Consider the following 12732-nt stretch of genomic DNA (forward strand, 5'->3'; position numbering starts at 1 on the left):
GAATTGTAACTGTTGGGGAAGGGAATAGAAACTTTCCCATGGGAATTTTTTGGCGCGGCGATGCGCCGCTGGCAGCGGCGTGCCCGCAAAGCCACAGCGCACCGGAAAATATTATGCGAATGGCAGCGCGGCCCCCTCCGGCGGCGCCTGTTTCACACGGCGATGGGGCCGTGCTCCTGTTCCCATTGTTTGCGGCTGGTCTTCAGGATGTCGATTACCAGCAGCGCTTTTGCCTCATCCGTGGAAAGGTCTTCCAGGAACATGGCATTGTTGTCGCGTATCCAGGCCAGCGGCATTTCCCACCAGGCCAGTTCCACCAGCCCGGCGCGCACCTTTTCGGAAAAGCGGTAGCGTAGCAGGCGCGCCGGCGAGCCCGCGTATATCCCGTAGGGGGCGGTGCGGAAATTGGGCGGCAGCAGCGCCCGCGCGCCGATGACGCAGCCGTTTTCAATCACGCTGCCGCCCAACACCATGACTTCATCGCCGATCCAGACATCGTTCTTGATAACGGTGCTGCCGTACTGCAGTGGCTCGACCGATTTCAGGCCGCCACCCAGCACGCCGAGCATATAGGTCGATATCGTGCGCATTTCATGCTGGCCATTCAGCACGAAGCGCAGGCGCGCGCCGCCGGCGACAAAGCGCCCCACGCACAGGCTTTGCTTGTTGCTGTCGTATTTCACTTGCGAACCGACGCCGAAACCGGAGCAGCGGCCGATGAAGAAGTGGCCAAAACCCGGCTCCTGGTCGAGCCAGTCGCGGAAAAACTGCGGCGGCAAGGTGCTGCTGGCGCCATCGGCATAGCCGAGCACGGTGAAGTGGGCGGACAGGGCATGATCTTGCAGGGTGCCTGTGTAATTGGCTTCTGTTGTGATTTGCACTACATTGCTCTTTGTGACGGTAAAGTTGCGGGAGGGGGATGCGACGCGCGGCTGTCCGGCCAGGTCGGCCGCTGCCGTGGCGGGAATTGTAACTGGTGCGGGAAGTGATGGGAAAATTTCCAATAGGAAATTTATCGCGGCCGTATGAAAAACGCCCCGGCGAAGAAGCCGGGGCGTGCGGGAAACTTACATATTCGGATAGTTCGGGCCGCCGCCGCCTTCCGGTGTTACCCACACGATGTTCTGCGTCGGGTCCTTGATGTCGCAGGTCTTGCAGTGCACGCAGTTTTGCGCATTGATCTGCAGGCGCTCGGCGCCGTCGTCGGTCTTCACGAATTCGTACACGCCGGCGGGACAGTAACGGGCTTCTGGACCCGCATACGTGGCCAGGTTGACGTCGACGGGCACGCTGGCGTTCTTCAAGGTCAGGTGGATGGGCTGGTCTTCCGCGTGGTTCGTGTTCGAGATGAAGACGGACGACATCTTGTCGAAGGTCAGCTTGCCATCGGGTTTCGGATACACGATCTTTTTCGACTGGGCGGCCGGTTTCAGGCATTCGTGGTCGCCATGCGAGTGGTGCAGGGTCCATGGCGCCTTGCCGCGGAAGATCAGCTGGTCGATGCCCGTCATCAGGCTGCCCAGGTACAAACCCTTCGACAGCCATGGCTTGACGTTGCGCGCCACGTGCAGTTCTTCATGCAGCCAGGATTTCTCGAATGCAACAGGGTAGCTCGTCAGTTCGTCGTGCTGGCGCTGTTCGCCCAGCGCGCCGAAGGCCGCGTCCGCCGCCAGCATGCCGCTCTTGATGGCCGCGTGGCTGCCCTTGATGCGGCTCATGTTCAAAAAGCCCGCATCGCAGCCGATCAGCGCGCCGCCGGCAAACACCAGTTTCGGCAGCGATTGCAGGCCGCCGGCCGCAATCGCCCGCGCGCCGTACGAGATGCGCTTGCCGCCTTCGAAGAACTTGCGGATTTCCGGATGCGTCTTATAGCGCTGGAACTCCTCGTACGGCGACAGGTACGGGTTTTCATAGTTCAGGCCCACCACGTAGCCGACCATGACCTGGTTGTTTTCCAGGTGGTACAGGAAGGAGCCGCCATAGGTTTTCGTGTCCAGCGGCCAGCCGCTCGAGTGGATCACCAGGCCCGGCTTGTGCTGCGCCGGGTCGATTTCCCACAGTTCCTTGATGCCGATGCCGTACGATTGCGGATCCTTGCCGGCGTTCAAGTCATACTTGGCCATCAATTGCTTGCCCAGGTGGCCGCGCGCGCCTTCGGCGAACAGGGTGTATTTGGCGTGCAATTCCATGCCCAGCTGGAAGTCGGGACCCGGCTCGCCGTCGCGCTTGACGCCCATGTTGCCGGTCGCCACGCCCTTCACGGAGCCGTCGTCGTTGTAGAGGATTTCCGCGGCAGGGAAGCCGGGGAAGATTTCCACGCCCAGGTTTTCCGCCTGCTGGCCCATCCAGCGCACCACATTGCCCAGCGAGACGATGTAGTTGCCATGGTTTTCAAAGCAGGCCGGCACGGCGAAGCCTGGCGTTTTATAGGCTTTCGTTTCTGTCAGGAACAGGATGCGGTCTTCCGTCACTGCCGTGTTCAGGGGCGCGCCCAGTTCTTTCCAGTTCGGAATCAGTTCCGTCAACGCTTTCGGGTCCATGATGGCGCCCGACAGGATATGCGCGCCCAGCTCGCCGCCTTTTTCCAGCACGCAGACGGACACTTCCTGGCTCTTTTCCGCGGCCAGCTGCTTCAGGCGGATCGCCGCCGCCAGGCCTGCGGGGCCGCCGCCGACGATCACCACGTCATACTCCATGGTTTCGCGCGGTCCGTACTGTTCAACTAAGTTATTAGGCTGTGTCATGGTCTCGATTGTTAGTCACTAAATGGGTGGGTGAGGAATCTTCGAAGAAATTTAAGCACGAGTGTGCTTGTTTTTGGCGAGGATTGCAACTTTGGCGCCATTTTGCGTGACATTGCCCCTCGCCGCAATCTAAATCCGGCCATTTTGTGTAATGATGGCGTTTACCTTTGCTCAAGTACGGCGCAGGGTATTTTGCCCCGGTGCCGGCGGCACGGCGTAAAGTGTTATCTAAAATAAAACAGGAGCAGCTCGTGGGCATAGAAGTCAATTTCGAGGGCAAGATTGCCCTGATTACCGGCGCATCGAGCGGCCTCGGCGCGCGCTTTGCGAAAGTGCTGGCCCAGGCCGGCGCGCAGGTCGTGCTGGCCTCGCGCCGCACCGAACGCCTGAAGGAATTGCGCGCCGAGATCGAAGCGGACGGCGGCGCCGCGCACGTGGTGTCGCTCGACGTGACCGACTTTGCCAGCATCAAGTCGGCCATCGCCCACGCGGAAACGGAAGCGGGCCCCATCGATATCCTCGTCAACAACTCAGGTGTCTCCACCACGCAACGCCTGGTCGACGTCACGCCCGAAGATTACTCGTTCGTGATGGACACCAACCTGCGCGGATCGTTCTTCGTGGCCCAGCAGACGGCCAAGCGCATGATCGCGCGCGCCAAGGGCGACCCGAAGAAACAGCACCGCATCATCAATATCGCCTCGATGGCGGGCTTGCAGGTGCTGCCGCAGATCGGCGTGTACTGCATGAGCAAGGCGGGCATGGTGCACATGACGCGCGCCATGGCCGTGGAATGGGGTAAATATGGCATCAACACCAACGCCATCTGCCCCGGCTACATTTCCACGGAAATCAACGAAGATTACTTCGCCACCGAGCAGGGCAAGAAACTGATCGAAATGCTGCCGAACAAGCGCCCGGGCAAGCCGGAAGACCTCGATGGCCTGTTGCTGCTGCTGGCGGGCGAGGATTCGCACTTCATCAATGGCGCGATTATTTCCGCAGACGGTGGAATGAGTACCTTCTAACGCTGCAGCTGCAGCCCCACCAGCTTGTGCACCAGCTCCGACGACGTCGAGGCGGCGAACTTGCGCATCAGCTTGGCACGGTGCATTTCCACCGTGCGGGGGCTGAGGTCGATCTGGCGGGCGATGACCTTGCTGGTCTTGCCTTCCACCAGCAGGGCGGCGATTTCGCGCTCGCGCGGGGTCAGCTCCGCCGTCACGGGACGTTTCTCGCTGACATCCTCGAACGTCCAGATGCCCGCTCCCAGCGGTTTGTTCGGCAGCATGGCGTGGCCCGTGACGTGGCACCAGAACAATTCCCCATTGCTGCGGCGCATGATGCGCTCGTCCGAATAGCGGCCCCTGGCGTTCATGATGGGGATGATGCGGTCACCCGTGCGCAGGAATTCGTCGTGCGTGGGGTAGAGTACTTCGAAGGACTGGTCGTCGAGCTGGGCGCGCGCATAGCCGAACATGGCTGCCAGCGCTTCGTTACAGCTGCGCATGATGCGGTTTTCCGACATGCACATGCCCACGGGCGCGTGCAGGAAGATGCTTTCATAATCGATGGCTGACGCGGCGTTCATCTGATACGTATCACTCTCACAGGGGGATTGCTGGCACGGCGCCGGTAGTTCTACGGTATTGTACTTTCCACTCGCGTATTTTATGCTGAGTCGCTGCCTGAGTCATGGACTCAAGACCAAAGCTTAACAAAAGATAGAGGGACACCCATGAATAAAGTTTATCCTGACGCCGCCTCGGCGCTGGCCGGTATCGTCCAAGATGGCCAGACCATCGCCGTTGGCGGCTTTGGCCTGTGCGGCATTCCCGAAGCCCTGATCGGCGCCTTGCGCGATTCGGGCGTGACGGGGTTGACCGCCATTTCCAACAACGCCGGCGTGGACGGCTTCGGCCTGGGCCAGTTGCTGACCACGCGCCAGATCAAGAAAATGATCGCCTCCTATGTGGGCGAAAACAAGGAATTCGCGCGCCAGTACCTGGCCGGCGAACTGGAACTGGAATTCACGCCGCAAGGCACCCTGGCCGAGAAACTGCGCGCCGGCGGTGCCGGCATTCCCGCCTTCTTCACCAAGACGGGCGTGGGCACCATCGTTGCCGACGGCAAGGAACTGCGCGAATTCGACGGCGAACAATACGTGATGGAACGCAGCCTGGTGGCCGACGTGGCCCTGGTCAAAGCCTACATGGCCGACCGCGCGGGCAATTTGGTTTATCGCAAAACGGCGCGCAATTTCAACCCGAACGTGGCCATGGCCGGCAAGATCACCATCGTCGAGGTGGAAAAACTGGTCGAAGTGGGCGAGATCGATCCGGACCAGGTCCACACGCCGAGCATCTTCGTGCACCGCATCGTGGTCAACGCGAACCCGGAAAAACGCATCGAGCAGCGCACCGTGCGCACTGACGCATAAAAAAGAATACGGAGATTATTATGGCTTGGACACGTGACGAAATGGCCGCGCGCGCGGCGAAAGAATTGCAGGATGGCTTTTATGTGAACCTGGGCATCGGCTTGCCGACCCTGGTGGCCAACTATGTGCCGGAGAATATCGAAGTCTTCCTGCAGTCGGAAAACGGCTTGCTGGGCATCGGCCCGTTCCCCACCGACGACGAAGTTGATGCCGACCTGATCAACGCTGGCAAGCAGACGGTGACGGCCTTGCCGGGCGCTGCCTACTTCAGCTCGGCGGATTCGTTCGGCATGATTCGTGGCGGCAAGATCAACCTGGCCATCCTGGGCGCCATGCAGGTGTCGGAAAAGGGCGACCTGGCGAACTGGATGATTCCAGGCAAGATGGTCAAGGGCATGGGCGGCGCGATGGACCTCGTCGCCGGCGTCAAGCGCGTCGTCGTGCTGATGGAACACGTGGCCACGGCCAAGGATGGCACGACGTCGCACAAGCTGCTGAAACAATGCGACCTGCCGCTGACGGGCGTGGGCGTGGTCGACGTCATCATCAGCGACCTGGGCGTCATCGACGTGACGGAAAACGGTTTGAAACTGGTGGAACTGGCGCCGGGCGTGACCAAGGAGCAGGTGCAGGCGGCCACGGGCGCTGAGCTGGACGTTTCCGCCGTATAAACGGTTTGTAGTCTGAAATAGAAGGGCGGACAGCGATGTCCGCCCTTTTTTTATGCGCCGGCCTTGCCGCGCAGCCCGTCCAGGCTGTAGGCGCCGCCTCCCGCTGCCGCGAAGTACAGGAAGGTGAAGCAGTACATCACGGCCATTTCGCCGCCGTTCAGGATGGGCAGGAAGGCGGCCGGCGCATGCGCGATGAAGTAGGCGGCCGCCATCTGGCCCGACAGGATGAAGGCGACGGGGCGCGTGAACAGGCCGAGCAGCAGCAGGGTGCCGCCCACCAGTTCGATGACGCCGGCCGCGCCCATCAGGGAAAACAGCTGCAAGCCGTCGAACATGGCCACGTGCGGCGCGCCGAACAGCTTGGCCGTGCCGTGCTGCAGGAAGAGGAAGCCGAGGATGATGCGCAGCAGGCCCAGCAAGCGTGGGGACCAAGTGGCGTAGAGGGCGGGCGAGAGGGACATGAGTACTCCATTCAAAAAGTGGATGGTTCGGTGTCAGGCTTGCATTAACGCAATGTCATTATGCGGGAGCCTGGCGGCGAACAGTAAGCAGTACTGTAATGGTTTTTCATTCATTGATCATCATGATAAATATTGATGGATGATTTACTGTGGGTTGATGATGCGCTAAAATCCGCGCGCAATGAAAAAAGCCCCGCGGATCGCTCCGCGGGGCTTTTCAATGTTGAGTACCGCTTACTTGACGATATTCACGGTCGGCGCAACGTAGGCGTCGTCGGTCGGGTGGGTGGGATGGGCCAGCTCGCTTTTCAGCTTGTCCATGTCCAGTTCTTTTTCCCATTTCGAGACAACGATGGTGGCCACGCCGTTACCGACGAAGTTGGTCAGCGCGCGGCATTCGCTCATGAAACGGTCGATGCCCAGGATCAGCGCCATGCCGGCCACGGGAATCGTCGGCACCACGGCCAGGGTGGCGGCCAGGGTGATGAAGCCGGCGCCCGTGATGCCGGATGCGCCTTTCGAGGTCAGCATCGCCACGCCCAGGATGGTGAGCTCTTGCCAGATCGTCAGGTCCGTGTTGGTTGCCTGTGCAACAAACAGGGCGGCCATGGTCATGTAGATGTTGGTGCCGTCCAGGTTGAACGAGTAGCCGGTCGGCACGACCAGGCCGACGACTGGCTTCGAGCAGCCCAGGCGCTCGAGTTTCTTCATCAGCGCCGGCAAGGCCGATTCCGACGAGCTCGTGCCCAGCACGATCAGCAGTTCTTCCTTGATGTACAGCAAGAAGCGGCCGATGGAGAAGCCCGTGTACTTGGCGATCAAGCCCAGCACGACGAAGACGAACAGGAAGCAGGTCAGGTAGAACGAACCCATCAGCTTGGCCAGCGGGATCAGCGAGGCCAGGCCGTATTTACCGATGGTAAAGGCCATCGCGCCGAAGGCGCCGATCGGTGCGACTTTCATGATGATGTTGACCATGCCGAAGATGGCATGCGACAGCTCGTCGATCAGCTTGGTGACGGGACGGCCGCGCTCGCCCAGCAGGGACAGCGAAAAGCCGAACAGGATGGCGATCAGCAGCACTTGCAGGATGTCGCCCTTGGCGAAGGCATCGACGAAGGTCTTCGGGATGATATTCATCAGGAAGTCGACGGTGCTCATGCCTTCGGCGTGCGTGTATTGCGCGATCGACTTGGCATCGAGGTGGGCCGGATCGGCGTTGAAGCCGGCGCCCGGTTTCAGGATGTTAGCAACCAGCAAGCCGATGGCCAGCGCGAAGGTGGAGACCACTTCGAAGTACAGCAGCGCCTTGCCGCCCACTCTGCCGATTTTCTTGACGTCCTGCATGCCGGCGATGCCGGAGACCACGGTACAGAAGATCACCGGGGCGATGATCATCTTGATCAGTTTGATAAAGCCGTCACCCAGCGGTTTCATGTCGACGGCGTTCGAGGGGTAGAACACCCCCAGCAGCACGCCAGCCACGATGGCGAACAGCACCTGCACATACAGGATTTTATAGAATGGTTTTTTCACGAGTGGTCTCCTCTTGCGGGTTGATGCTGCGATCATCCGCCCATTGCCGGGCCGGCTCAATTGTGGATAACCGCAGATATGCATTTTCGCTATATCGGGTATTGCGCCATGGCGAATGTGCCAGTGCTATGCTGCGGCGCAGCATTTCAGGCGCGCGCTTGGAGCATTGCCCGCGCTGCGCTACACTGCCGTAGCGTCGCGCGCGGGATACCCCTTGGCAGGCAGAAAGCGGTGCTCTTTTTATATCAAATAAGGAATCGGCATGATCGAAGCGAGCATCAAGTCAGTGCAATGCATCTCCCCCGCAGGCCTGCATACCATGTCGTACAAGGAGTGGGGCGCACCCGACAATCCGAACGTGCTCGTCTGCGCCCACGGCGTGACGCGCGTGGCGGACGACTTCGACAACCTGGCGCGCGCCATGGCCAGCGATTACCGCGTGATCTGCCCCGACGTGGTGGGGCGCGGGCGCTCGGGCTGGCTGGCCAATCCCCAGTTCTACCGCGTGCCGCAATATGTGAGCGACATGGTGACCCTGCTGGCGCGCGTGCTGGCCAATGGCGAGCGCCAGACGGTGGACTGGTTCGGCACCTCGATGGGCGGCTTGATCGGCCTGGGCCTGGCATCGTTGCCGCACAGCCCGATCAGCAAGCTGGTCCTGAACGATATCGGCCCGACCCTGGCGCCGGAAGCCCTGCAGCGCATCGGCGACTACATCGGCCAGGACTTGCGTTTCGAGACCTTCGAGCAGGGCGCCAAGTTTGTGCGCGATGTGTCCGCCAGCTTCGGCCCGCACACGGACGCGGAATGGCATAAACTGGCAGTGGATGTGTTGCGGCAAGACAAGGATGGCCATTGGCGCCGCCACTATGATATGGGACTGGCCATGCCGTTCCGTTCGGCCACGCCGGAATCGGCGGCCAGCGACGAAGCCATGCTGTGGGCCGCGTATGATGCCGTGCGCTGCCCCACCTTGCTGGTGCGCGGGTCGGAATCCGATTTGCTGTCGCATGAAACGGCCACGCTCATGCTGGGCCGCGGCCCGAAGGCGCAGCTGGTGGAAATCGCCGGCGTGGGCCATGCGCCCACTTTCGTGCACGACGACCAGATCGCCATTGCGCGCAAGTTTTTACTGGGCAAGTAAGCAGATATAAATCAAGCAATACCGCTGTACAGATTTTGAAACAACCGAAAGAAGAAGCATGGAAATTACACGACTGCACGTAGGCAAACGCCTCTCCGAAGTAGCGATACACAACAACACCATCTACCTGGCAGGCCAGATCGCGGAAGATACCACGCAAGGCATCGTCGGCCAGACGCGCGAAGTGCTCGGTCATGTCGACCGTTTGCTGATGGAAGCGGGCAGCGACAAGACGTGCATCCTGTCGTGCCAGATCTACATCGCCGACATGAAGGATTTCGACGGCATGAATGAAGTGTGGGATGACTGGGTCGCTTCCGGCCACACGCCACCGCGCGCCACCGTGGAAGCGAAACTGGCCAATCCGGCTTGCTTGGTGGAAATCGTCATCATCGCTGCAGAGCGCTAAGTCATTCAGTTATTGAGTTGTTAAGTTTATAAGGTATCACATGGTTTCCATCTCGGCCCCGAATAGCGCCACATCGGAACAACTGGTAGAGGGCTTGAGTGCGCCGGACAGCGCGCGCGTGCTGGATGCGCTCGCGTATGCCACCGAAGCGTATGGCGACAAGCAGACCTTTGCCGGCCGTTCCGCGCTGGACTTCGCCATCGGCGTTGCTACTACGCTGGCTTTCCTGCGCAGCGATGCGGAAACGCGCATCGCGGGCCTGATGTTCGAGCTGACCTTGCTGGAACCCGACACGGCGGCCGACATCGAGCCGCGCTTCGGCAAGCAGGTGTGCGACCTGGCAACAGGCGTGCGCCAGCTGATCCGTTTGCGCGCGCTGACCCAGGCGCAGCACGGCAGCGCTGGCGGTCGCGGCAAGAATGCGGCGCAGCAAGCCGTGGCCCAGGTGGAAACCTTGCGCAAGATGTTGCTGGCGATGGCGTCCGACATGCGTGTCGTGCTGGTGCGCCTGGCCGCCTGCGTGACGACTTTGCGTTACTTTGCCGAATTAAAGCTGTTCAATGAAATGACGCGTGAATACGGCAAGGAAACGCTGGATTTGTACGCGCCGCTGGCCAACCGCCTCGGTATCTGGCAACTGAAGTGGGAACTGGAAGATTTGTCGTTCCGCTTCATCGAACCGGAAGCGTATAAGCGCATCGCCAAGATGCTGGAAGAAAAGCGCATGATGCGCGAGGGCTTCGTGTCCTCGGCGATTCTCCGCCTGCAGACGGAACTGGCTTCGGCCGGCATCCAGGCGGAAGTATTTGGCCGCCCGAAACATATTTACAGCATCTGGAACAAGATGCGCGGCAAGGAACTCGATTTTACGGCCCTGTACGACGTGCGCGCCTTCCGCGTCATTGTTGCCGACGTGAAAACTTGCTACACGGTACTGGGCGTGGTCCACAATATCTGGACCCCCATCCCGAAAGAATTCGACGATTATATTTCGCGGCCGAAACCCAACGGTTACCAGTCGCTGCACACGGTGGTGACGGCCGAGGATGGCCGCCCGCTGGAAGTGCAAATTCGCACGAATGAAATGCACAGCTTTGCCGAATACGGCGTGGCTGCGCACTGGCGCTACAAGGAAGAGGGCGGCTCGAATTTTGCCGGCCAGAAATACGACGAAAAGATTGCCTGGCTGCGCCAGCTGCTGGCCTGGAAGACGGAGGTGGCCGACGCCGTCGTGGGCCAGGAAGAAATCCAGCGCGAGTGGGTGGAAAAGCTGAAATCCGCCACCCTGGATGACCGCATCTTCGTCATGACGCCGCAGGCGCGCGTGCTGGAATTGCCCGTGGGCGCCACGCCCGTCGATTTTGCGTATCACCTGCACACGGACGTGGGCCACCGCTGCCGCGGCGCCAAGGTCGACGGCATCATGGTGCCCCTGAATACGCAGTTGAAGAACGGCCAGACCTGCGAAATCATCACGGCCAAGGGCGCGCCGGGCACGGCGGGGCCGTCGCGCGACTGGCTCAGCGCCGGCTACGCCGTCAGCACGCGCACGCGCTCGAAGATCCGCGCCTGGTTCCACGCCATCGACATGCAGGAAACCCTGGCCCACGGCCGCGCGCTGGTGGAAAAATCCCTGCAGCGCGAAGGCAAGACGGCCGTCAACCTCGAGGCGCTGGCGCAAAAGCTGGGCTTTGCGAAAGTCGACGAGCTGTTCCTGTCTGTCGGCAAGGATGAATTCAGCCTGCGCCACGTGGAGCAGGCGCTGCACGACAATGGCGAAGTGGTGGTGCCGGAAGACGCCGTGCTGGTCGGCAAGAGCCGCGCTTCCAGCGTGGAGCAGGGCGCCAAGTCCGGCGTGCTGGTGGTCGGCACGGAAGGTTTGATGACGGTGCTGGCCAAGTGCTGCAAGCCGGCGCCGCCGGACAGCATCGTCGGTTTCGTCACGCGCGGCAAGGGCGTCTCCATCCACCGCGCCACGTGCAAGAATTTCGAGGAAATGCGCGCCAAGTCGCCCGAGCGCGTGATTTTTACCGAATGGGGCAGCACGGGCGGGCACGACACCGTGTATCCGGTCGACATTTTTATCCTGGCCGGCGACCGCCAGGGTTTGCTGCGCGACATTTCCGAAATCTTTTCGCGCGAAAAGATCAACGTGATCGGCGTCAACACCCAAAGCGCCAAGGGCCAGGCCCGCATGACGTTTACGGCCGAGATCAGCTCGACGGCGCAGTTATTAAAAGCGCTGAATGTGATCAAGGACGTCAGTGGCGTGCTTGAGGCAAGAAGAAGTTAATTTATCCGTGGGAATCCGGCCCGGATTCCCACGTCTCCCTGTCAATGCGTCTTGTCGCTCGCATGCAGCCCCGCCATCGTGGCCGTCTCCGGCTGCAGGGTAATATGGTCTATCCCATGCTTGGCCAGCAACATTTTCTTGATCGCGCGCAAAACCTTCGGCCAATGGTCGAGGTGCTCGATTTCCACGTGGCCGATCAGGGCGGGCTGGCCCGGCGACATGTCCCACACGTGCAGATCGTGCACGGCGATCACGCCGTCCACCTGCTCCACGTCCGTGCCCACTTCGATGTAGTCGATGTGCAGGGGCACGCCTTCCATCAGGAAGTGGTAGGACTCGCGCAGCACGCCGAACGTGGATTTCAGGATCAGCAGGGATACCAGCACGGACAGCAGCGGGTCGATCTGCATCCAGCCCGTAAAGTAAATCACGGCGCCCGCGACGATGGCGGCGACCGAACCGAGCAAGTCGCCCATCACGTGTACGAGGGCCGCGCGCGTATTCACGCTTTGCTTGTCTTTCGACAATACCCACGCCACCACGACGTTGATCGCCAGGCCGATGAAGGCGACGATGAAGACCATGCCGCCCTTGACGGGTTGCGGGGCGGAAAAGCGCAGCACGGCTTCGTAGCAGATCCAGCCCACCACGCTCAGCATGGCCAGGCCGTTGACGAAGGCGGCCAGCGCCTCGGCGCGGCCGAAGCCGAACGAATGGCGCGGCGAAGGAGGGCGGCGCGCGATCAGCTGCGCCAGCAGGGCCAGGCCCAGCGCGGCCGCGTCCGTGACCATGTGGCCCGCGTCGGAAATCAGCGCCAGCGAGTTGGACAGGAAGCCGGCCGCCACCTCGATGCCGGCAAACGACAGGGTCAGGCCCAGCGCCCACGCGAGGATGCTCTGGCTGCGGCCCTCGAACGAGTGGGTGTGCTTGGCGTCGCCCTTCAGGTGGGCGTGCAAATGGGTGGCGTCGTGTTCGGTGTGCGTCGGCTGCATGGAATGCTTTGTGGAATGAGGTTGCCGTCAGTGTAATTGAAA

Annotated in this window: 12 protein-coding genes; 6 read left to right on the plus strand and 6 right to left on the minus strand. The window is 61.1% G+C overall.

Annotated features, from left to right (window positions below; translation table 11 throughout):
- Positions 1 to 152 precede the first annotated feature (152 nt).
- Together AC1RJW_RS15265 and AC1RJW_RS15270 are read right to left on the minus strand one after the other, a co-directional pair.
- Positions 153 to 881: an LbetaH domain-containing protein gene (locus AC1RJW_RS15265; RefSeq protein WP_493045651.1), complete on the minus strand. Its 729-nt coding sequence runs from the start codon at positions 879 to 881 to the stop codon at positions 153 to 155.
- Positions 882 to 1067: 186 nt separating this feature from the next.
- Positions 1068 to 2744 (minus strand): electron transfer flavoprotein-ubiquinone oxidoreductase, encoded by a 1677-nt coding sequence (locus AC1RJW_RS15270; RefSeq protein ID WP_493045652.1) that lies wholly within the window; start codon positions 2742 to 2744, stop codon positions 1068 to 1070.
- Positions 2745 to 2995: 251 nt separating this feature from the next.
- Here AC1RJW_RS15270 and AC1RJW_RS15275 point away from each other — a divergent pair, with 251 nt between their 5' ends.
- On the plus strand, positions 2996 to 3772 hold the full coding sequence (locus AC1RJW_RS15275) for an SDR family oxidoreductase (protein ID WP_034752351.1): 777 nt from the start codon (positions 2996 to 2998) through the stop codon (positions 3770 to 3772).
- Here the strand turns inward: AC1RJW_RS15275 and AC1RJW_RS15280 are convergent.
- The gene (locus AC1RJW_RS15280; protein ID WP_086137696.1) at positions 3769 to 4335 is read right to left on the minus strand and encodes a LuxR C-terminal-related transcriptional regulator; all 567 of its coding nucleotides are present in this window, start codon (positions 4333 to 4335) and stop codon (positions 3769 to 3771) included. The two genes, AC1RJW_RS15275 and AC1RJW_RS15280, sit on opposite strands and share 4 nt — an antisense overlap.
- Positions 4336 to 4482: 147 nt before the next feature.
- Here AC1RJW_RS15280 and AC1RJW_RS15285 point away from each other — a divergent pair, with 147 nt between their 5' ends.
- Both AC1RJW_RS15285 and AC1RJW_RS15290 read left to right on the plus strand, forming a co-directional pair.
- Complete coding sequence (locus AC1RJW_RS15285) at positions 4483 to 5184, plus strand: CoA transferase subunit A (protein WP_493045653.1); 702 nt, start codon at positions 4483 to 4485, stop codon at positions 5182 to 5184.
- Positions 5185 to 5204: 20 nt separating this feature from the next.
- Positions 5205 to 5855, plus strand: coding sequence for a CoA transferase subunit B (locus tag AC1RJW_RS15290; protein WP_077403229.1), 651 nt, complete (start codon positions 5205 to 5207; stop codon positions 5853 to 5855).
- A 50-nt stretch (positions 5856 to 5905) separates the two neighbouring features.
- On the opposite strand, the gene AC1RJW_RS15295 is transcribed toward AC1RJW_RS15290, so the two are convergent.
- Both AC1RJW_RS15295 and AC1RJW_RS15300 read right to left on the minus strand, forming a co-directional pair.
- Positions 5906 to 6316: a DoxX family protein gene (locus AC1RJW_RS15295; protein ID WP_493045654.1), complete on the minus strand. Its 411-nt coding sequence runs from the start codon at positions 6314 to 6316 to the stop codon at positions 5906 to 5908.
- Positions 6317 to 6550: 234 nt separating this feature from the next.
- Positions 6551 to 7888, minus strand: a complete 1338-nt coding sequence (locus AC1RJW_RS15300; protein WP_493045655.1) for a dicarboxylate/amino acid:cation symporter — start codon at positions 7886 to 7888, stop codon at positions 6551 to 6553.
- 226 nt (positions 7889 to 8114) lie between these two features.
- Here AC1RJW_RS15300 and AC1RJW_RS15305 point away from each other — a divergent pair, with 226 nt between their 5' ends.
- Genes AC1RJW_RS15305 through AC1RJW_RS15315 form a run of 3 tightly spaced genes read left to right on the plus strand, consistent with a single transcriptional unit; the run spans position 8115 to position 11698 of the window.
- Positions 8115 to 8996, plus strand: coding sequence for an alpha/beta fold hydrolase (locus AC1RJW_RS15305; protein WP_493045656.1), 882 nt, complete (start codon positions 8115 to 8117; stop codon positions 8994 to 8996).
- A 58-nt stretch (positions 8997 to 9054) separates the two neighbouring features.
- The gene (locus tag AC1RJW_RS15310; RefSeq protein WP_070221557.1) at positions 9055 to 9405 is read left to right on the plus strand and encodes a RidA family protein; all 351 of its coding nucleotides are present in this window, start codon (positions 9055 to 9057) and stop codon (positions 9403 to 9405) included.
- Between the two features lie 40 nt (positions 9406 to 9445).
- On the plus strand, positions 9446 to 11698 hold the full coding sequence (locus tag AC1RJW_RS15315) for a RelA/SpoT family protein (protein ID WP_493045657.1): 2253 nt from the start codon (positions 9446 to 9448) through the stop codon (positions 11696 to 11698).
- Between the two features lie 41 nt (positions 11699 to 11739).
- On the opposite strand, the gene AC1RJW_RS15320 is transcribed toward AC1RJW_RS15315, so the two are convergent.
- Complete coding sequence (locus AC1RJW_RS15320; RefSeq protein ID WP_493045658.1) at positions 11740 to 12690, minus strand: cation diffusion facilitator family transporter; 951 nt, start codon at positions 12688 to 12690, stop codon at positions 11740 to 11742.
- Between the last annotated feature and the right edge of the window lie 42 nt (positions 12691 to 12732).

The sequence above is a fragment of the Janthinobacterium sp. GW822-FHT07A03 genome (assembly GCF_058798815.1).